This is a genomic window from Pseudomonas sp. OVF7, assembly GCF_030644265.1.
Classification (GTDB): domain Bacteria; phylum Pseudomonadota; class Gammaproteobacteria; order Pseudomonadales; family Pseudomonadaceae; genus Aquipseudomonas; species Aquipseudomonas gorinensis.
This window is the reverse complement of record NZ_CP128996.1, coordinates 4,172,537-4,192,727: the sequence shown is the minus strand read 5'-3', so window position 1 is coordinate 4,192,727 and position 20,191 is coordinate 4,172,537. Positions and strand designations below refer to the sequence as shown.

The following is a 20,191-nucleotide window of genomic DNA, read 5'->3' as shown; positions in this document are numbered from 1 at the left end:
TCAAGCATAGGAGCCGCCCTGGCAACGGAGCTGATCCACATCAGAAAACCCATAGACAAACCCGACGCAGGATCGACCGTGGCTGCCGCCCTCTGATCAGCCTATCCAGTGAATGGACGGCGCCTTGTGCGCGATAGGCGCGGGCGCAGACTTTGGATGACCGACGATGATTGGGGCCACAGGCGTCCATTCGGCGGGAAGCCCCAATGCGTGCTTACCCTGCGGCGTATTCAGATAGCCCTGGGCGAAACCGATCCAACAGGTTCCAAGCCCCTCGGCATAAGCCGCCAGCATCAGGTTCTCGGCAGCCAGGGCGCAGTTTTCAATACACTGGTTGGGCTCGTTACCGGAGATCAGTATCAATACCGGTGCGTGGTAGAAAAGCTGAAAGTCTTCATCACTGAGCAACGTTTGGAAGTGACTGGAGTGCTCTCCCACCGGAGTCGTGGCAAGCACCCAGGCCTTGGCTTCCTGGGAAATCCGCTCCAGCAGCGCCTGGTCACGGATCACCGTGAACGTCCAGGGTTGTTGGTTCATCGAGCTGGGCGCCTGGACGGCGGCGTCGATCAAACGAAGAATGAGTTTTTCATCGACGGCTTCTGTCGTGTAGTCACGTGTCGAGCGCCGGCCGGCAATGGCTTTGGTCAGGTTCATGTGTGCGGGCCTCCATGAGGGGGGTTCACCACGGTGTCCGCCTGGACGAACGCTCGGGTGACTCGAATAAAAAACCAGGCGCGCCCCGGCGTTCAAGCGTCCGGGAACGACGGTTGGGCTGGCGCTTCTTTTTCTGGGATATCGGTGATGGTGGCCTCGGTCAGCAGCAGGATACTGGCCACTGACACCGCGTTCTCCAAGGCAATACGCACGACTTTGGTCGGGTCGATAATGCCGGCTTCGTACATGTCGACATACGCATTGGCGGAGGCATCAAAACCAATGTTTCCCGGCTCCGCCAGCATGCGCGCAACGACCACGCCGGCGTCTAGCGCCGAGTTTTCCGCAATGCGCCGCGCCGGCGCTTCCAACGCCCGGCGCAGTATCTGCAGGCCGGTGCGCACATCGCCCTCCACCTGGGTTTCATCGGCGGCGATCAGCGGCACGGCCTTGAGCAGCGCGAGGCCGCCGCCGGGGACAATCCCTTCGGTGATGGCTGCGCGGGTCGCCGAAATCGCATCGTCCAGGGCGTCCTTGCGCGCTTTCATTTCAGCCTCGGACGGCGCGCCGACGCGGATCACCGCGACGCCGCCGGATAGCCTGGCCAGCCGCTCCTGCAGCTTTTCACGGTCATATTCGCTGCTGGTCGCCGCCATTTGCCCGCGAATCTGTTGCAGGCGTGCGTCGATGGCTTTGCGGGTACCGGCGCCGCCGATCAGCGCGGTGCTGTCCTTCGAGACCACAATCCGATGCGCGCGGCCCAACTGTTGCAGTTGGACCTGCTCGAGGCTGATCCCCAGTTCGTTGGAGATCACCGTGGCGCCCGTCAATACGGCCATGTCCTGCAGCATGTCCTTGCGTCGATCGCCAAAGCCAGGGGCCTTGATCGCCACGGCTTTAAGCACGCCGCGAATGTGGTTGACGACCAGGGTGGTCAGGGCTTCACCTTCGATGTCATCGGCGATCAATACCAGGGGCTGACCGCTTTTGGCGACCTGTTCCAACAACGGCAGCAAGTCTTTGAGTACGCCGATCTTGTGGTCACAGAGCAGCAGGCAGGCATCTTCGAGTTCGACCTGCATCTTTTCGGTGTCGGTGACGAAATACGGCGAGACATACCCCCGATCAAAGCGCATGCCTTCCATGACCTCGACCACCGTTTCGGTGGTCTTGGACTCTTCGACGCTGACCACGCCCTCGACCCCGACCTTTTCCAGGGCGTCAGCCACCAGTTGCCCGATGACGGGATCGTTATGGGCTGACAGCGTCGCGACCTGGGCCTTCTCCTTGGGCGTACTGACAGGGCGAGACTGCGCGGCAAGTGATTCCACGACCAGCAACAGGCCACGGTCCAGGCCGCGCTTGAGATCGATCGCGCTGGCCCCGGCCACCACGTTGCGGATGCCATCGGCCAGGATGGCATGGGCCAGCACCGTTGACGTGCTGGTCCCGTCGCCGACCGCCTCACCCGTGCGCTCCGCGGCCTGGCGCAGCATCTGCGCGCCGAGGTTCTCCTCGGGGTCTTGCAGGTCAACGCGCTTGGCGATCGTGACCCCATCATTGCAGACCGTCGGGTTTCCCCATTTATTCTGCATCAACACCGACTTGGACTTCGGCCCCAGCGTTACGCGCACCGCGTCCGCCAGTTGGGTGGCACCACTGAGGATTTTTTCGCGAGCAGGCGCGCGAAACACGATTTTACTGTGAGCCATCAGGGGGTCTCCTCTCATGTCGACGGAGCCTGCATGCTTGTCTGAAGCGCCGGCAACCAGGTTGACTTTTATCAACAAAGTCACACGCCTTGCCGACACGGGTCGCGAAGCGCTCACCGAGTTGATAAAAATCAACGCGCTCGATGGCAAACAGCGTCCAAATCAACCCGTGAAATCCACGCGGCCTTCATTACTTTTTCCTCGATGCGCCAGGAGAAACGCCATGGACAAATATCAGCAGAGTCAGAAAAACAAACTGTTCAAAACCCAGGCCCATGATCCCTATTGCCTGCAGCGGATTGAAGGGACGGCTATGTGCCCGCAGTGCGACGCGGTGTATGAAGCCGGTAACTGGCATTGGAACCGAGCTGAAAATACCGGGGTCCACAACGCGCAATCCGTGACCTGCCCTGCCTGCCGCCGCATTGCGGAGAATGCCCCCGCCGGCACTGTGACGCTGTCGGGCAGCTTCTTGCGAAAGCACTATGACGAAATCATCCACCTGATCAAAAACACCGAAAAAATGGAAGCAACGGAGCACGCGCTGGAGCGCATCATCCACCTGACGGATAGTGAGGACGACCTGGTGGTGACCACCACCGGGATTCATCTCGCGAATCGCCTGGGGCATGCGCTGGAGGCCGCGTTCAAAGGCAAGGCCCAATATCGCTACGGCGACACTCAGTACGGCCTGAGTGTTACGTGGACACGCAATGAATAGTCCCGACGCGGTTAACGCAACGCCGTATCGCGAGCGCGACTCAACCGCTGGCGATGGTAAAACAGCCGCTTGACCCACTCAGCCGCGCCCATGTAGACCAGGCTGATTGCCAGCACTGTCAGCAGGATCGGCAGTGGCAAAGGCACCAGCCCGAACCACGGCGCTATCGGGCTGTAGGGCAACCCGACAGCCAGCAGGCCGATGGCCGCGGCGCTGCCCAGCAGCAGGGGCGCCGGGCGGCTTTGGTAGAACGGCCTGTAGGTGCGCACGATGAATATGGTCAGCAGTTGGGTCAGCAGCGACTCCACGAACCAGCCACTGCGAAATATCTCGGGGCCCTTCTGCGCCATCAGGTACAGGGCCACGAAGGTGAGGACATCGAACAGCGAGCTGACCAGCCCGAACACCACCATGAAGCTGCGGATCTCGCTGATGTTCCAGCGGTGCGGGGTGCTTTCCCATTCACGGTCAACGTTGTCGCTGGCGATGCCCATGGACGGAATATCGGACAGGAAGTTGTTGAGCAGTATTTGCTTGGCCAGCATCGGCAGGAACGGCAATACCAGGGATGCCAGGGCCATGCTGATCATGTTGCCGAAGTTGGCGCTGGAGACGATCGAGATGTACTTCAAGGTATTGGCAAAGGTATGCCGGCCCTCCTCGATGCCTTCGCGCAATACGTCGAGGTTGTGCTCCAGCAACACAAAGTCGGCGGCTTGCTTGGCCACGTCGGCGGCGTTGTCCACGGAAATGCCGATGTCGGCCACTTGCAGTGCCGGCGCATCATTGATGCCATCGCCCATATAGCCGACCACATGCCCGGTCTTTTGCAGGGCGCGGATGATGCGTTCCTTCTGGTTGGGGTCGACCTCGGCAAAGAGCATGGTCAGCGGCGCCAGGTGCATCAACGCTTCGTCCTTCATGCTGGACAGTTCGGCGCCGGTGATGATGCGTTCCACCGGCAGGCCCACTGCCGTGGCCACATGCCGGGCGACCAGATGACTGTCGCCGCTGATGATCTTGACCTGCACCCCCAGCCTGTCGAGGCTGGCGAGGGTGTCCTTGACCCCCGGCTCCGGCGGGTCGAAGAACAACAGAAAGCCGCGAAAGGTCATCTCGGTTTCCACCTCCCGGCCATAGTGCGGCTGGTCCGGCACGGCCCGCGTGGCCAGGCCCAGCACCCGGAACCCCTGCTCGCTCCACGCCGCGAAGCGCTGGGCGATCGTCGCCCGTTCGGCCTCGGTCAGCGCCAGGTCCTGCGCGCCGTGACGCACCTGGGTGCAGACTTCGAGCACGTTATCCAGCGCGCCCTTGGTCACCACCAACCGCTCGGCCTCAGGTGCATGGGCGACCACCACGCTCAGGCGCTTGCGCACGAAGTCATACGGCACTTCATCGAGCTTGCTGGCCGCGGGGCACGGCGCCAGGGTTTTACCGGCCAGGGTAATGGCCTCGTCCATCGCGTTGCGCATGCCGGTCTGCAGGCTGGCGTTGAACACCGCCAATTGCAGCACAGGGGTGGCGGGCTGGCCCTCGACATCCATGGCGCCGTCCAGCACCACGACACCGCGGGTCAAGGTGCCGGTCTTGTCGGTACACAGGATGTCCATTGCGCCAAGGTTTTCAATGGCATTGAGGTGACGCACGATCACGCCCTTGGCCGCCATGCGCTGCGCGCCCTTGGCCAGCGTAATGCTCAGGATCGCCGGCAACAGTTCCGGTGACAGGCCGATGGATAACGCAATCGCAAACAACAGGGTGTCGAGGGTCGGACGGTGCAGCAGGATATTGATGCCGAACACCACGATGGTGATCACCAGCATCACCCGCAACAGCAGGCCGCCGAAGCGTCGCAGGCCGCGCTCGAACTCGGTCTCGGGCGGGCGCAGCGCCAGGGTCTTGGCGATACGGCCGATTTCACTCTGCGCGGCATAGCGCGTGACGAGTACCTCGGCGGTACCGCTGCGCACCGAGGTGCCCATGAACACGCAATTGTGGCGCTGCCCCAAGGTGGCATCCGGCGCGCAGTCCCCCGCCAGTTTTTCCACCGGGAAGGTTTCGCCCGTCAGCAGGCTTTCGCCGATAAAACAGTCGAGTGCCTGCAAGATTCGCCCGTCCGCCGCGATCAGGCTGCCCGCGCTGAGCAGCAGAATATCCCCTGGCACCACCTCGCTGGCGGCAACGTCCACGGGTTTGCCCGCGCGCCGCACCGTGGCGCGTAGCGCGATCTTGCTGCGCAGTTGTTCCACCGCGTGGCTGGCGCGGCTTTCATACCAGGCGCTGAGTACCGCGCTGATCAGCACAATGCAGCCAACAATCGCCGCATCCAGCCAGTCCCCCACCACCACGGCCACCAGCGCACCCACCATCAGAATCAACACCAAGGGCGTGCGCATTTGCTCCAGCACCAGCCTGCCCAGGCCTTGCGGGCGGTCCTTGGCCTGGGGCGGGGCCCTGCGCAGGCGGGCGCGGGCCTGGGCATGGCTCAAGCCCTGGGGCGTGCTGCGCAGGCTGCTCAATACCTGGCTGAGCGCTGGGCTCCAGTAATCGGCGTCGACCAAGTGCACGGGTTGCCTGGCGGAGGACTGCCATTCCCGATGGGCCAGCCAGAGGCCCGGCAACATCGGTAACCAGAAGGTCAGGCCCCGGAATAACAAGGTGGCGGACAGCGCCACGGCAACATTCACCCCCACCCAATGCAGCGTCACCACCGCCGCGGCTTCGAACGCGCCAAGACCGCCCGGCACAATGCCGATACTGCGCAGCACACTGGCAAGCATAAATCCGGCAAACAACCCCAACGGCGGTGCGGACACCCCCAGCGCACGCACCAGAACCCACAAGGTGGCGCTGTCCAACAGGATGATTGCCAGCTCCAGCACGGTGATGCGCCACAGCAACCCTCGGCTGCGCACCAACTGGCGGTCGGCGCCCGTGAGCAATGAAACGATCCTGGCAACCATCGCAAAGCGTTGCCCCGGTAAACGCGCCGCCAGGTGAGTACTACCGGCCAGCCTGGGCGTAACGACGGCCAATACCAGGCTGACGGCGACAAACACCAGGCACGTCGTCATCACCGTGGGTGTCGCATGCCCCTGCAAGATCACCACCGGCAACGCCACGCCGACCGACAGCGCATACGCGAGGAAATAGCCGGATAAATCCAGCACCAGGCTGGCCAGCACCACCGGTTTGGCAAACCCCAGGCGCACAAACGACGCCACCACCGCAAAGGCGCCACTGATACCGGAGGACGGCAGGGCTTGATCGACAAACAGCTTCATCAGGCTGAGCCTGCCCGCGTCCCACAGCGACAGCCGGTGTGCCCCGGCCTTGAGCACCAGCCGAAACACCTGCCCCTGCGCCATATACGTCAAGGCTTGCAAAACCAGCGCAGCCAGCAGCCACAACGGTTCGGCCTGGGTCAGTAACTGGGTGAAGGATTCAACGTCGGTGAACTGCAACGCCACGCCGACCACGGTCGCAAACATCGCCGCGCCCAGCAGCCAGGTCAGCCACAGCGCAGAGCGGCTGTAAGGCTGTTTTTCTTCACGCGCAGGGGGATGGGTGACGCCTGGAATGGACGGTTTGACAGACATGCCGTGCCCCGGATCGAACCAGCGGAGTGTCCGATTCTGCCGCGGCGACCAGACGTGCGTTTGATTCAGGTCAAACACCCCGGATTGACCGTGCCGCTATCGGGATGGCCGGGCCCTTTGCGCCGGGCTTTGTGACTTTAATCAATAAGCCCGCGCTGCCGAAGCCGCACTGTGATGCAGGTCGTTCCGCGAGGCCACCGACTTCACTACCTGCCCTGCACTGGAGCCCCCCATGCTGACCAACCCGCACACTGCCGCGCTCATCGCCGAGATGGATCAAGCGTCACCCGAAGAGCACTGGCTGGAGAAACTGCGCGACGGAACGCATGTGCTGATCCGTCCGCTGTCGACCGACGATCACGCACGCCTGCTGCGCTTCTTCCAGCGTTTGTCGCCGCTGTCACTGCGCTTCCGTTTCCTGGGGGCGGTGACCCATGTCGACGAGCGCATCATCGACTCGCTGCTGAGCGTCCCGGGGGATATCAGCCGAGGTTATCTCGCCTTGATCCACCATGACGGCGAATTGCAGGTCATTGGCGTCAGCCGCTACAGGCAAGCCATGGATAGAGACGACTGCTGCGAATGCGCGGTCGCCGTCGCCGACCCCTGGCTACGCAAGGGGCTGGGGCATTTATTGCTGGGGCACCTGATTGATGCGGCCAGGCGTAACGGCTTCAGCGTGATGCGCTCGACGGATTTATCGACCGATTACCCGATTCATGGTTTGTATAAGCAGTCGGGGTTTACCTCGGTGTACCAGGGGCGTGATTTCGATCGCATTATTCATGAGTTGGCGCTGTGACCGGGGCGGCTCCCGGCGCATCAACCTGCTCAAGGTGGTAGCGCGATTGCACGAGGCGGCTGATCTGTTCCAACGCCACCGGGATGGATACCGCGTCGTCGTTTTCAATCAGGCGGGTTTTGTTGGCCAGGACATCGTCGCGAATCACCTCGCGGAACCAGTTGGAAAAATCCCCGGCCCTTCGATGTTCGCCAAACGCCCGAGCGTCCAGCTGCGCTAGCGCGGATAGAAACTCCGTCAGGTTGGACGCGTGCTTGCCCAGCGCGGGAAAGTAAAACGCGCGCCATGCGCCGACATTGCCGGCAGCGTATTTGCCGCTGTGGCGGTGATGCTTTTGATGCGGCTGCAACTGCTCCAGAAGCACAACCGCTTCACCATGATGAAGGTCCCAGAGGCATACCGGTTCAAGCCCCGGTGGGTGTGCCGGGAACGCGGGGCACGTTCGCTGCGTGTGATGGGCGAAGCGTTGGACCAATTCCCTCGCGGTGCTGCCCAGGGTCACCAGCATATCCACCCCTTCGAGCAACGCCGGGCAGACTTGGTCGAAGTCCAGGGCCACGATGATCGCCCCCATATTGGCGAGAAACCCCAAGGGCCACACCGCGCGCTGAGGCAGCATGTAGTGGGCTTCGTCCACTATCAGCCAGTAGGGTCGACCGGATGTGCTCCGTAGACGCTGGATAAACGGCAGCAGTTCGCCAAACAGTTGCACCCGGGCGGGCGGGTCCAGGGCGAGCGTGCTCACTACTACGTTGAGCCTGGCCTGTAACAGAAGGCGCAGTGATTCTTCTGTCGTGGGGGGCGTGGTGAGGCCGCCCACGGTAACCGCGTCCTCCAGGCACAGGTAATCGCCCTCGGGATCGATGATGCAGAAATCCTGGCGCGCCTGGACCATGCGTTCTGTCAGCCAGGTCACGTAGCTCGATTTGCCGGAACCCGAATTACCAATGATCAGCAACACCGAGCCTGGCGGTAGCCAGACCGGACGCTCATCGTCGGTCTGGCCCAACTGCAAGCCGATGCGTTCGATCTTGCCCAGCGCCGCGTCTTGTTGCAGCAGCCTTTCTATCAGCTCGCAGACACCCCGACCATGATCCTGTGTCAGGCAGATATCAGCGCGGGCCTTGATCGATTCAATGGCATTGCTCACCGCCGCCGCACAGCCGCAGAGTGCCAGAAACGCGTGGTCATTTTCAGCATCGCCCACCCCCACCACGTTCAGCTCGCAGATCCCCAGCCTCGACAACGCGGCACTCAGGCCCGAGGCTTTGTTCACACAGGACGGCAAGATCATGATCGCATCCTTGTTGAAACTGATCTGCAGCTCCAGGCCAAGCTCGCGGATGGTACTGATCACCGCCTCTTCGAACGGGTGCCAGGTGGCGACCACGGACCGGCCGACGGACAAGGGCGACACCCCCTTTTCGCGCAGGCGCCCCACCAGTTCGGTCGAGGCGGGATCTGCGATGAGTTCCTCGGTATCGGTAGTGGGGTCATACAAGAGCGCGCCATTTTCCGCGACGACCAGGTCGAACAGCGACAGTTGCGCAAAATGGTGCTTGAGCGCTTGCAACTCGCGGCCGGTAATCAACAGCAGCTTGCGACCGCTGTGTTTCAGGGCGGCGAGCGAGGCACAGACTTCCGGTGGGACGCTGCCGTTTTCGGCAATAGTGCCGTCATAGTCGACCGCCAAGGCTAAGAAGTGCATGGGTGCTCCTTGAGGGGTTGACCTCGACGAAAACCGGCCGATTGGTGGGCCATCGCTCAGGGCGCGAACTTCACGTTCAGGGCCTATGGAGGGGTGGGCAAGGGTCCGGGTGCAGGTACTTTTCAAACCAATTGCCGGTCAACCTCGCCACGTCCGCCAGGGCGCCTGGTTCTTTGAACAGATGGGTGGCCCCTTTCACGACCTCCAGGTGTTGCGTGCAGTGCAACGCCCGGCAGGTCTGTTCATTCACGTGCAGGGTCACCGGGTCCTGCGCGCCGACCACTTGCAAGGTGGGCGCCCTGACCCGGCGCAACACCTGCGCCGCGAGATCGGTGCGCCCTCCTCGGCTGACGACCGCCTGGACCGTGGCCGCACGGGTGGCGGCGACCAAGACGGCGGCCGCGGCCGTACTGGCGCCGAACAACCCCAGGGCGAGCGGGCGTAACTCGGCATCGTGGGCAATCGCCTCGATGACCCTGGTCAGTCGATCGGCGAGCAAGTAAATGTCGAAGCGCAGCACGCCGGTCAGGTTATCCCAGCGTTGCTCGGTCCGCGTCAGCAGGTCGAGCATCAAGGTCCCCATGCCGTGGCGAGCCAGGTACTCCGCAATATAGTGGTTGCGCGGGTTGGAATGGCCCCCGCCGCTCCCATGCACCAGAATGACCAGGCGCTCGGTGCCTGGCGGCAATCGCAAATCACCTGCCAGCTCAAAGCCGGAAAAGTTGAACTTCCTGTATTGGAGCCCAGAGACCGTAACGCCAGCGGGAGAAGCCATTGGTTGAATACCTTCGTATGTAATCTTTTGGGGGGGGCAAGGTACTTCAGACGTGGCTTCATCTTTGTTCTTTCATCAAGTCGATCACCCTGCCGACCTGGAGCCGCTGCGGGCTAACTTGCCTTTTTTTGGCAAGCGCTCCTTGATAAAAATCAAACCCGCGCCGATCGAGGGGTCAAATCAATTGACCAGGCCACGCAACAGCACGGGCAGCACGGCCGGCCAGTCTTGTGCCGAGAACCCCGGACCGAACTCGGCAATGGCCGCGCCGTGCAGCCACATGCCCGCCGCTGCCGCCGACAACGCCGGCATCCCCTGGGCCTGCAGGCCATGAATGATCGAGCGCGATACGACGCTGGCACCCGCCCGGTTCGAGGGTGTATTGCTGTTGATGATGGCTTGGCCATCCGGCGCAGCAATGACCGTGTCACCACCTTCAAGGACCACCACCCTTGAGCAGGACTGGGCAGCGGCTCGAGTGCGGGTCAGCGAGTCGCCTGAAAACGCGAATTTCTGTCGGAATTCGTCCTCGTCGAGGGGCAGCACGCCGGCGCATCGGGGGGCACGATCCTGGGTGGCGATGGGCGGCAAGTCGCTCAGCCACAACCGGGGATGGTTCTCATAGGTCTGGGGGACGAGGGTGTCGAGCACCGTTTCGGGGGTACCGATATCGGCAACGACGACATCGCCACACAGTGCCCGCCCAGGTTGCAACAGATGGCCCGGTTTCTTGCGAAAAAACGTCACGGTCAGCACGGCCGCGACCGCGCCCAGGCTTTCACCGGTATCGCCCATGACCCCGCTGGGTATATCAATCGCGATAATCGGAGCATTGCCACGGCCCGCGGCGGTCAGCGTCTCGAGGACCGGCCCTTGCAGGGCGCGGGCAAGGCCGGCGCCGAACACCGCGTCAACGATCAGTTCGGCCCCCTCGAGCACCGCTGGGCTCAGCGTGTGAACCGCGCCCTGCCAGCGTTGTGCGTGCTGCTTGGCTTCGCCCTTCAGGGCCGATGGATCGCCCCACATGGCCAGCGTCACCGGCCAGCCTGCCTCGGCCAGCCGATGCGCGGTGACAAAGCCATCCCCTCCGTTGTTGCCCGGCCCGCAGAGCACCACCAGCGGCCTGGGCGTCCAGCGGCGCTGGATTTCGCGCGCCACGGCCGCACCGGCATTGCTCATCAACGCGAAAGACGACACGCCAGCGACAACCGAGAGCCGGTCGGCTTCCGCCATCTGACTCACCGTCAGCAACACGCTCTGGCGCCGATCTCTGTCAAACGTATGCATGCTTTTTCACGCTCTCAACGGCCACTGAAATCGATCACCACCCGCGCGGGGACATCGCCATGCTCAAGGCGCTCGAACACCTGGTTGATCGCAGACAACGGCTGCAGTTCAATGTCGGCCTTGACCTTGCCCGCGGCGGCGAACGCCAGCGCCTCCGCCATGTCCTGGCGATTGCCGACGAACGAGCCGCGCACCGTAATGCAGTTGGCGACCACGTCGAACAATGCCATGGGAAACTCGCCAGGGGGCAAGCCGACGAGCACGCAGGTCCCCAGTTTGCGGGTCATCGCGACGCCTTGCTTGAACGCGCCGAGCGAAGGCGCGGTAATGAGCACCCCATGGGCACCGCCCTGGGTGGCGGCAATGACCGCGGCCACCGGGTCCGCGCCTTTGGCGTTCACCACTGCGTCAGCCCCCAGTTGCGTGGCATGGGCCAGCTTGCGCTCGTCGATGTCGACGGCACACACCCGCAGCCCCATGGCCTTGGCGTACTGAACCGCGAGATGGCCCAGGCCGCCCACCCCGGAAATGACGATCCACTGCCCCGGCCGCACATCCGCCTCCTTGATGCCTTTGTAGGTGGTCACCCCGGCGCAAATGATCGGCGCGGCCTCACACGGTGTCAGGCCGGCGGGGATATGCGCCACATACTCAGGGTCTGCCAGTATGTATTCGGCAAAGCCACCGTTGCGCGTGTAGCCGCCAAACTCGGCCTGGGCGCAAACGGTTTCCCAGGCTTGCAGGCAGTATTCGCAATGGCCGCACGCCGAATACAGCCATGGCACCCCCACGCGCTCGCCCTTCTGTACGGCCGTCACGCCTTCGCCCAGCGCCACCACGATGCCGATGCCCTCGTGTCCAGGGGTAAAGGGTAAGGAAGGCTTGAGTGGCCAATCCCCCCGCGCCGCGTGCAGGTCGGTGTGACACACCCCGCAGGCTTCCACTTTAATCAGGATCATCCCCGGCCCCGGTACCGGAATATCCACCTGGCGCATGACCAATGGTTGTCCAAATGACTCGACGACGGCGGCTAACATCTTACTGTTCATCTCGCGACCCTCTTCCAGAGTGGTGTTTGCCGGCCCGGCGAGTGCCCGGCCAGCCCGAAAAGCCTTAACCCAAACCTCTGACTGCCTCGATCATCTTGACCAGGACAGCCTGTGCATCGCCGTACACCATGTTGCAGTTTTCTGCGTAAAACAGCGGGTTCTGAATACCCGCGTAGCCCTTGCCTTCCCCGCGCTTGACCACATACACGTGATGCGCCTTGTCCACGTCCAGGATCGGCATGCCATAGATGGGCGATGCCTTGTCATTGCGTGCCGCGGGGTTGACCACGTCGTTGGCGCCGATGACCAGCACCATATCGGTGTCGGGGAAGTCGGTATTGATGTCTTCGAGTTGGAAAATCAGGTCGTAGGGCACCCCCGCTTCTGCCAGTAACACGTCCATTTGCCCCGGCATGCGCCCCGCCACCGGGTGTACCGCGAAACGCACAAGGACACCGTGGGCCTGCAACAGCTTCACGAACTCATAGAGCTTTTGCTGGCCCTGGGCGACGGCCAAACCATAACCCGGCACGATGATGACTTTAGCGGCGTAGCGCATGGCGACCCCGGCATCACTGGCGGCGGTCGGCTTCAGCTCGCCCGTGATCACCGCGCCTTTGCGAACGGGCTGATCACCAAAACGGGCAAACAACACATGCGCCACCGTGCGATTCATGGCGTTGGCCATCAACAATGTAAGCAACACACCGGCGGCGCCCACCAGCATGCCCGCGATCATCATGGCCGGAACCTGCAACACAAACCCTTCGAGGCCGACCGCCAGGCCGGTAAAGGCATTGTAGATGGAGATCACCACCGGCATGTCGGCACCGCCGATGGGCAACGTCATCAACACGCCAAACAGCAACGCCCCCGCGAAGAACCCGGCGATCAACCAGGGCACATGGCCAGGCACGCCGTCTGCCGCCTGCATGGTGAGCATCAGCCAGGCGCCGGCAGCCAGGGTCAGCAGCATCACCGCCGCGTTGATCAGTTGCAGGCCCTTGAGGCGCAGGGGTTTATCGAGGCGACCATCGAGCTTGGCCCAGGCGATCAACGAACCCGATAGCGAAACCGCGCCGATCAGTGCGCCAAACAATGTGCCGGCCAAGGTGGGCAGGTCGAGCGCCCGCGCGCCGAACAGTTCCATGGCCGCGATGGCGGCGGCGGCGCCACCGCCCATACCGTTGTAGATCGCGACCATCTGCGGCATGGCGGTCATTGCCGCCTTGCGCCCACTCCACCAGGCAGCGCCACCGCCCAGCAACAAGGCCACCAGCGCCAGGCCGATGTTGGTGGGCAGATGCGGTCGTGCCGCCTCGCTCACGGAAAACACATAGAGGAAACTCACGATCACCGCGCCCGCCATGCCCCACCCGGCCACATGGATACCGCCGGGGGCCGTGACAGGCGACGACATGCGCCACAACCCGAAGATCAGTAAAAACGCGGCGAAGAAGTACACCAGCCCTATCAGCCATTGCGACGTCATCATCAACATGATCAAACCTCAGGCTTTCTCAGCCTTGCGGGTGGCGGAGTGATGGGCTTTGCGCCGCTTGGGCTCCGGCGCGCTGGTCTGGAACATGGCGAGCATCCGGCCGGTGACGGCGTACCCGCCCGCTGCATTCCCCGCCCCGAGCAGCACCGCGACGAACCCGGCCACTTGCTCTGGCAGTGTCGCGGCGTCGAGCAAGCCGATCAGGCCACCGATCACCACGATGCCGTGGATAAAGTTCGAGCCCGACATCAACGGTGTATGCAGGATCGCCGGGACCCGGCCAATGATGACCCAGCCGGCAAACGCGGCGAGCATGAAAATATACAGGCCGATAAAACCAACGTTGCTCATGAGGTTTTCTCCTTGGGCGCATCTGTCGGGCTCAGCGGTGGCATGAGTTTGCCGGCGTGGGTGAGCGCCGTTTGCGCCAGTAACGGATCGTCCCAATCAATGTGGATGACGTTGTTTTTCAACATCAGCGCCAAAAGGTTGAACTGGTTTTTCGCATACAGCAGGCTGGCGTCCTGGCTCAAGGACGAAGGCAGGTTCAAGGGCGCCAACAGCGTGACCTGACCGACCTTGACGGTCTGGCCGGGGACGCAGCCCTCGCAGTTGCCCCCGCCTTCGGCGCCCAGGTCGACGATCACGGCGCCAGGCTTCATCCCGGCGAGCTGTGCGGCGCTGATCAGGCGTGGTGAAGGCCGCCCCGGTACGGCCGCCGTGGTAATCACCAGGTCTGCCCGTTGGATATGCTCAGTCAGCACGAGCGCGACCTGGTGTTTTTCCGCGTCACTCAACTCCCGTGCATAACCGCCTTTGCCCCGCGCATCGACCCCCACGTCGACAAAACTGGCGCCCAGGGAGCGCGCCTGCTCGGCGGTTTCCGGGCGCACGTCGTACCCTTCGACCACCGCGCCCAACCGATGCGCGGTGGCGATGGCCTCCAGCCCCGCGACACCCAGGCCCAGCACCAGAACCCGAGCAGGCCCGACGATGCCGGCCGCGGTGGTGACCTTTGGCAGTATGCGAGACAGATGCACCGACCCCAGTTGCACGGCGTAGTACCCCGACAATGCCGATTGGCTGGACAACGCGTCCATCGACTGGGCCCGCGTGGTCCGCGGCAGCCGCTCCATGGCAAAACACGTGATTTGGCGCTCCAGCAAGCGTTGCACCAGGGCCGGGTTGTTCTGCGCATACACAAAACACAGGAGCAGCGAGCCCGGCTTCATTTTGCCGACCACCTCCTGCGAAGGTGCCTGCACGGCGAGGACCACATCGGCCTCATGCAGCCACTGCCCGTTGCCGGAGACGAACACCACGTCCGTATAAGCCGCGTCGGGCAGGAAGCTCGCGTCCCCTGCCCCCGTTTGCATATGCAGCTTGGCGCCCAATGCACATAACTTCGCACACAGGCTCGGTACCAGGGCCACCCGCCGTTCGTGCGGGTGGGTTTCTTTCATCACAGCCACATTGACGTACATCGCGCGCTCCATGGGGGGCGCCCGCCTGTTTGCGGGCGCCCGGGATAGGGACGGGATAAGGCTTCAGACCGGTGCCTGGGCCGACACGTAACGCACGAGTTTCTTATTGACGAACTGTTGGATGCCCATGTCGCCCAGTTCGCGGCCATAGCCCGAATCCTTGATACCGCCAAAGGGCAGTTCGGCATCGCTCCAACTGATGTTGTTGATAAACATCATGCCGGTCTCGATCCGGCTTGCCACCCGACGTCCCCGCTCCACATCACGGGTGAACACCGACCCGCCGAGGCCAAAGTCGGAATCGTTTGCCAGGGCGATCGCGGCTTCTTCGTCCTTGACGCGGAAAAACAGCGCCACGGGGCCGAAGAACTCGTCGCGGAATGCCGGATTGTCGGGGGCGATATCGGTAAGGATGGTCGGGGTCATGAATGAACCGGCGCGATCGATACGCCCGCCCCCCAGCAGCACCCGTGCCCCGTGGGCCGTCGCCGTGTGCACCTGGCCAAGTAACTGCAACAAGGCTGCTTCCGAAGACAGCGGGCCCAGGGTGGTGCTTTCCTCCATGGGGTCACCGGGTTTCAAGGCCGCAAGCCCGGCCTTGAAGCCTTCCAGGAAGGCATCGGCCATGGATTCGACGACAATGAAGCGTTTTGCCGCGCAGCAGGTCTGCCCGCAGTTATACATCCGCCCCCAGATCGCCCATTTGATCGCCAGGTCCAGGTCAGCGTCCTCAAGCACAATGAACGCATCGCTGCCCCCCAGCTCCATGGAGGACGGCTTCAGGTTCTGTCCCGCCCACGACGCCAGGCTGCGGCCAGCGGCGACACTCCCGGTCAATGCCACCCCACGCACACGCGGGTCGTCCACCACCTGCCTGGACTGCTCGTGGGATATCAGCAGGTTGGTATAGAGCCCCGCCGGTGCGCCGGCTTCGAGCAGGACCTGCTCAAAGGCAATCGCACATTGCGGCACACAACCGGCATGCTTGATCACCAGCACGTTACCGGCCATCAAGTGCGGGCCCGCCACGCGCGCCAACTGATAGAAGGGAAAGTTCCACGGTTCGACGCCGAAGACCACGCCGATGGGGCTGCTCTCCATATGCGCCTCGCCCGCACTCGGCTCCAGCGCCTGCGGCGCCAGGAAGCGCTCGGCGTTCTTGGCGTAGTACGCCATGATATCGGCGCTGAACTTGACTTCGCCGCGGGCCTCGTTGATTCGCTTGCCCATCTCCAATGTGATCTTACGGGCCAGGGTGTCGAAGCGCTGATGCATCAATTCAGCCGCTTTGGCGATGACCGAAGCACGCTGGGCATACGTCTTGGTTTTCCACGCCGCGTAGCACTGCGCCGCGACGGCCAGTTTGCGCTCCAGTTGCTCAGCCGTCAGCGTATCGAATTGTGCGAGCAACTCGCCGTTGTATGGATTGATCGTCGTGTAAGCCATAACGGTTGCCTTCCCCTCAAATTGAGTCATTCAACGCAGAGCGCACGGCCTGCATCCGCCCTGCCCATAAGCCAGGATTACGATGGTCGCTATGGGGGCAGGTGACTAGCGTCGGAATCTACCCATAAGCCTTTATCAAGGGCTGCTGGCGGGTGATTGCCGAGCACCTTAACGGTGCCGGGGGCGCACTTCGGTGGTGCGCAGACGAGCGAGTTGACGTCTCGCACAGGTTGGTGTCGCGCTTCGTCTTTACGCGCTGTCGATTGGCGCCAGGCAGAAGGCCCTGGTAGAGGTGGGAGCTCGGAAAATACTTACATAGATCAATTAAAGCGTCGGACAAACCGCATAGGATTGCGCGGCAGGCAACGCACCATCGGGTCTTGTCAGGAGGGTTAGTCATGCACGTCAACCAATCCATGTCGGAGGACGCCTTACCGCACACGGTATCTGGGAGTGCACCGCCTGCGGCTCAACAACCCTTGGCCCTCAAGACCACGCCCAGCGTCGAACGCCTGCGCGGTATCGACCAGACACTTCGCCAGACAGCACAGTTGGTCTCACTGATCACGGGGCAGCTCGAGGCGAATGAGCTGAATCCGGCGACACCTGCCCAAGGGCTGCTTGAACAATTGGATGCCACGGTGGAGCACTTGTTGAGCCGGTTCAACACCCCGCTCGACCTGCCCTCCTCCCTCACCGAGAGAGATCGGCACGATGCCGTGGACTTCCCCGTGCAAACCCTGTTCAAGGCACTGGCCCAAGACTGTTTACCGTTGGCCGTCGCCCGGCGCATCAAACTGCGGATCGTGCCGTGCTCGGCATGGGTCAGGAGCCTTCCCGAGGGCCTCAGGCAAGTACTGAGCAGCCTGATGTACAACCTCATGCACGCGAACCGCAACAGTCGCCTGACGCTGGGCGCCCGGCGCCATCTGCAATGGCTGAGCCTGGAACTGTGGTGTTCGGGCTGTGAAAGCCGCGAGGCCGCCTTGCGCATCGTGTCGATGCCTGTGCATGCGCCCTTCCTGCCGGATGCCTATGGCCGCGCGGGCGCGCTTTCAACCTATGAGTTGAGCGCAATGCTGGGGGCGCAGTTGCAGGTCCGGTACTCGCCCGGAAAAGCCACGCTCATTTCCATCAGCGTGCCGTCAGCGCGGTCGTCGGTACGCCCAAAAACCGCGATCAAACCGCCGATCACGGCGTCCCATCGCCTGTTGCTGGTTGTCGAGCCACAGGCCCTGCTCCGCGAGATGCTGTGCTGCGGCTTAGGTTCGTTGGGCTATCAAACGGCTGCGGTCAGTGATGGTGCCGCCGCGTTGGCGTGGCTGGCACGCTCAGGTCTCCAGCCCGACCTGGTCTTGACCGAACATGCGCTGGCCCCCGCCATGGACGGTGTGCAGTTGGTGCAGCGACTGCGCGATCAATTCAACCGAACCACGCCGGCTATCGTACTGACCGCCGACACCCAGCGGCAGGTTGCCCACGCGGTCCTCGCCGCCGATTGCATGCTGCTGCGCAAACCCGTGAGCTTGAATACGCTGCGCGCAACCCTTGGTACCGCACTGAGCGCGGCAGCCACAGGCCATGCGCCAGGTGCCCTGCCGGCGTCTTCGGGCGCGGTGATCTACGTCGTGGACGAGGACGAGGCGTTGCGCAACAACTTGCGCAGGGTATTGGAGGCCCAAGGTTACCCCGTGCGTGACGCTGCTGGCGCCGAGCAGTTTTTCGAGCGCTATCCCGGCGATCAGCGGGGCTGCCTGGTGATTGAAGCACGCCCCTCCGGCATCAGCGGGCTGGAGGTGGTTGGGCGTCTGAGGGCACGGGGGGACGAGTTGCCCATCATCATGATCAGTGGCAACAGCCGCGTCGCGGATGTCGTGGATGCGATGAAGGCCGGCGTGTGCGACTTCATCGAAAAGCCGTTCCGTTACCAGCAGCTATTGACCAGCCTGACAAACGCCTTGGCCAACCAAGCGGATACCCAGGGCTTCAAGGCGCTTCGCCAGGCCGCCATTGACCATATCAGTCACCTGACTCCCCGCCAGCGCCAAATCATGGAGATGGTCCTGGACGGCCACCCCAGCAAGAACATTGCGTTCGAGCTGGGTATCAGCCAAAGGACGGTTGAGAAGCATCGCGCGTCGATCATGAGCCGGACCGAAGCCAAATCGATTCCCGAACTGGCTCGCATCGCCCTCGCGGCCGGTGAAAAAGCCCTTTCAGCCGCGGGTCATGGTAAGGGGCTCACCCCGTGAGCATGATTTTCAGGCCCTGACAAATTCCCCTGTGGCGAGCGGGCTTACTGTGGTAATGGGATGGACGCCCCCTTCCTAACGGCATCTATGTGCCAAAGTTAAAGTGTTACCCACACTTAACGGAAGGGAGCGTCCTCATGAAGCTTACGACTGTTTCGGTTGACTTGGCAAAAGCCCTGTTTCAACTTCACGCGATCGACGAACAAGGAAAAACGGCGCTAAGGAAGCAGCTTAAACGTGAACAAGTTGTACCGTTTTTTGCCACGTTAGAGCCGTGCCTGGTGGGCATGGAGGCATGTGGCGGAGCCCACTACTGGGCAAGAAAACTGCAGGCACTTGGTCATACGGTCAAGTTAATGGCACCGAAATTTGTGAAGCCCTATGTGAAGTCGAACAAAAGCGATGTAGCTGACGCAGAAGCAATCTGTGAAGCCGTTACTCGGCCCAACATGCGCTTTGTGCCGATCAAGACGGTAGAGCAACAAGCTATTCTGGCCGTGCATCGCGCACGGCAGGGATTCGTAAAGGCCAGAACGGCACAAGCTAATTCGATTCGTGGACTTCTTGGAGAGTTTGGCGTGGTCTTGCCGCAGGGCATTCGGCATATTACCGAGCGTTTGCCGGGCATTTTGGAAGATCGTGACAACGCTCTTCCTCGATCTTTGCGCCAACTGATGCAGCGTTTGAGTGAGCATTTCAAAGAGCTGGATCGACAGGTCGTCGAGTTGGAACGGGAGATTCAACAATGGCATCGCAGCAATGAAGACAGTTGCCGCCTGGCAGAAATACCAGGAGTCGGCCCGCTCACTGCAACCGCGCTAGTGGCGTCAGTGGGTGATGCGAAGAATTTCACTAATGGTCGGCAAATGGCAGCATGGCTGGGGTTGGTGCCACGACAACATTCCAGCGGAGGAAAGCCCACGTTGTTGGGGATCAGTAAACGGGGCGATGGTTATTTACGCACTTTGCTGGTTCACGGCGCTCGGTCGGTGGTTCGAGTGGTGGAGAGTAAAACAGATCCTTCGGCGGATTGGCTGAAGGGGTTATTGGCTCGTCGGCACACCAACGTTGCAGTTGTTGCTCAGGCTAATAAAACTGTCCGGATAGCCTGGGCACTATTGGCCCATGGCAGCAAGTTCCGAGCCGACTACACCCCTGATGTAACAGGGGCGTAGCCGGCTCGGTGGAATCAAAAAGTGGT

At 62.3% G+C, this 20,191-nt stretch carries 15 protein-coding genes; 4 read left to right on the top strand and 11 right to left on the bottom strand.

All coding sequences use genetic code 11. The annotated features are described in order from the left end of the window. Window positions 1-96: 96 nt before the first annotated feature. Both QU606_RS18975 and groL read right to left on the bottom strand, forming a co-directional pair. Window positions 97-654: a nitroreductase gene (locus QU606_RS18975; protein WP_069076093.1), complete on the bottom strand. Its 558-nt coding sequence runs from the start codon at window positions 652-654 to the stop codon at window positions 97-99. Window positions 655-746: 92 nt separating this feature from the next. After that, complete coding sequence (gene groL, locus QU606_RS18970; protein ID WP_304997333.1) at window positions 747-2,366, bottom strand: chaperonin GroEL; 1,620 nt, start codon at window positions 2,364-2,366, stop codon at window positions 747-749. A gap of 223 nt (window positions 2,367-2,589) precedes the next feature. Between groL and QU606_RS18965 the strand changes: the two genes are divergently transcribed. Then, window positions 2,590-3,087: a BCAM0308 family protein gene (locus tag QU606_RS18965; RefSeq protein WP_193690704.1), complete on the top strand. Its 498-nt coding sequence runs from the start codon at window positions 2,590-2,592 to the stop codon at window positions 3,085-3,087. Window positions 3,088-3,098: 11 nt separating this feature from the next. On the opposite strand, the gene mgtA is transcribed toward QU606_RS18965, so the two are convergent. After that, window positions 3,099-6,686, bottom strand: coding sequence for a magnesium-translocating P-type ATPase (mgtA, locus tag QU606_RS18960; protein WP_304997332.1), 3,588 nt, complete (start codon window positions 6,684-6,686; stop codon window positions 3,099-3,101). A gap of 232 nt (window positions 6,687-6,918) precedes the next feature. On the opposite strand from mgtA, the gene QU606_RS18955 reads away from it, so the two are divergent. Then, complete coding sequence (locus tag QU606_RS18955) at window positions 6,919-7,488, top strand: GNAT family N-acetyltransferase (RefSeq protein ID WP_102623343.1); 570 nt, start codon at window positions 6,919-6,921, stop codon at window positions 7,486-7,488. On the opposite strand, the gene QU606_RS18950 is transcribed toward QU606_RS18955, so the two are convergent. From QU606_RS18950 to QU606_RS18915, 8 genes are all read right to left on the bottom strand, one after another. Continuing rightward, window positions 7,466-9,196, bottom strand: coding sequence for an HAD-IIB family hydrolase (locus QU606_RS18950; RefSeq protein WP_304997331.1), 1,731 nt, complete (start codon window positions 9,194-9,196; stop codon window positions 7,466-7,468). The genes QU606_RS18955 and QU606_RS18950 overlap by 23 nt on opposite strands. A gap of 76 nt (window positions 9,197-9,272) precedes the next feature. Continuing rightward, window positions 9,273-9,971 (bottom strand): dienelactone hydrolase family protein, encoded by a 699-nt coding sequence (locus QU606_RS18945; RefSeq protein ID WP_304997330.1) that lies wholly within the window; start codon window positions 9,969-9,971, stop codon window positions 9,273-9,275. Window positions 9,972-10,151: 180 nt separating this feature from the next. Then, window positions 10,152-11,258, bottom strand: a complete 1,107-nt coding sequence (locus tag QU606_RS18940; protein WP_102623341.1) for an NAD(P)H-hydrate epimerase — start codon at window positions 11,256-11,258, stop codon at window positions 10,152-10,154. Window positions 11,259-11,272: 14 nt separating this feature from the next. Beyond that, window positions 11,273-12,307, bottom strand: coding sequence for an alcohol dehydrogenase AdhP (adhP, locus tag QU606_RS18935; protein WP_069076088.1), 1,035 nt, complete (start codon window positions 12,305-12,307; stop codon window positions 11,273-11,275). A gap of 64 nt (window positions 12,308-12,371) precedes the next feature. After that, window positions 12,372-13,808: an NAD(P)(+) transhydrogenase (Re/Si-specific) subunit beta gene (locus QU606_RS18930; RefSeq protein ID WP_168232683.1), complete on the bottom strand. Its 1,437-nt coding sequence runs from the start codon at window positions 13,806-13,808 to the stop codon at window positions 12,372-12,374. 9 nt (window positions 13,809-13,817) lie between these two features. Continuing rightward, entirely contained in the window at window positions 13,818-14,159 is a 342-nt protein-coding gene (locus QU606_RS18925; RefSeq protein WP_024075505.1) for an NAD(P) transhydrogenase subunit alpha, read from the bottom strand. Further along, window positions 14,156-15,292 carry an NAD(P) transhydrogenase subunit alpha gene (locus QU606_RS18920; RefSeq protein WP_024075506.1) on the bottom strand — a complete coding sequence of 379 codons (1,137 nt, stop codon included), beginning with the start codon at window positions 15,290-15,292 and terminating at the stop codon, window positions 14,156-14,158. Before QU606_RS18920 ends, QU606_RS18925 begins: the two co-directional genes overlap by 4 nt. 63 nt (window positions 15,293-15,355) lie before the next feature. Then, window positions 15,356-16,738, bottom strand: coding sequence for an NAD-dependent succinate-semialdehyde dehydrogenase (locus QU606_RS18915; RefSeq protein WP_102623339.1), 1,383 nt, complete (start codon window positions 16,736-16,738; stop codon window positions 15,356-15,358). A gap of 398 nt (window positions 16,739-17,136) precedes the next feature. On the opposite strand from QU606_RS18915, the gene QU606_RS18910 reads away from it, so the two are divergent. After that, window positions 17,137-18,990, top strand: coding sequence for a response regulator (locus QU606_RS18910; RefSeq protein ID WP_304997329.1), 1,854 nt, complete (start codon window positions 17,137-17,139; stop codon window positions 18,988-18,990). A 137-nt stretch (window positions 18,991-19,127) separates the two neighbouring features. Continuing rightward, the gene (locus tag QU606_RS18905; protein WP_168233670.1) at window positions 19,128-20,165 is read left to right on the top strand and encodes an IS110 family transposase; all 1,038 of its coding nucleotides are present in this window, start codon (window positions 19,128-19,130) and stop codon (window positions 20,163-20,165) included. Window positions 20,166-20,191 lie beyond the last annotated feature (26 nt).

Bases quoted from the DNA above. Each gene is read 5' to 3' on its own strand.
- QU606_RS18975 (WP_069076093.1), bottom strand. From the start codon at position 654: ATGAACCTGACCAAAGCCATTGCCGGCCGGCGCTCGACACGTGACTAC.
- groL (WP_304997333.1), bottom strand. From the start codon at position 2,366: ATGGCTCACAGTAAAATCGTGTTTCGCGCGCCTGCTCGCGAAAAAATC.
- QU606_RS18965 (WP_193690704.1), top strand. From the start codon at position 2,590: ATGGACAAATATCAGCAGAGTCAGAAAAACAAACTGTTCAAAACCCAG.
- mgtA (WP_304997332.1), bottom strand. From the start codon at position 6,686: ATGTCTGTCAAACCGTCCATTCCAGGCGTCACCCATCCCCCTGCGCGT.
- QU606_RS18955 (WP_102623343.1), top strand. From the start codon at position 6,919: ATGCTGACCAACCCGCACACTGCCGCGCTCATCGCCGAGATGGATCAA.
- QU606_RS18950 (WP_304997331.1), bottom strand. From the start codon at position 9,196: ATGCACTTCTTAGCCTTGGCGGTCGACTATGACGGCACTATTGCCGAA.
- QU606_RS18945 (WP_304997330.1), bottom strand. From the start codon at position 9,971: ATGGCTTCTCCCGCTGGCGTTACGGTCTCTGGGCTCCAATACAGGAAG.
- QU606_RS18940 (WP_102623341.1), bottom strand. From the start codon at position 11,258: ATGCATACGTTTGACAGAGATCGGCGCCAGAGCGTGTTGCTGACGGTG.
- adhP (WP_069076088.1), bottom strand. From the start codon at position 12,307: ATGAACAGTAAGATGTTAGCCGCCGTCGTCGAGTCATTTGGACAACCA.
- QU606_RS18930 (WP_168232683.1), bottom strand. From the start codon at position 13,808: ATGTTGATGATGACGTCGCAATGGCTGATAGGGCTGGTGTACTTCTTC.
- QU606_RS18925 (WP_024075505.1), bottom strand. From the start codon at position 14,159: ATGAGCAACGTTGGTTTTATCGGCCTGTATATTTTCATGCTCGCCGCG.
- QU606_RS18920 (WP_024075506.1), bottom strand. From the start codon at position 15,292: ATGTACGTCAATGTGGCTGTGATGAAAGAAACCCACCCGCACGAACGG.
- QU606_RS18915 (WP_102623339.1), bottom strand. From the start codon at position 16,738: ATGGCTTACACGACGATCAATCCATACAACGGCGAGTTGCTCGCACAA.
- QU606_RS18910 (WP_304997329.1), top strand. From the start codon at position 17,137: ATGCACGTCAACCAATCCATGTCGGAGGACGCCTTACCGCACACGGTA.
- QU606_RS18905 (WP_168233670.1), top strand. From the start codon at position 19,128: ATGAAGCTTACGACTGTTTCGGTTGACTTGGCAAAAGCCCTGTTTCAA.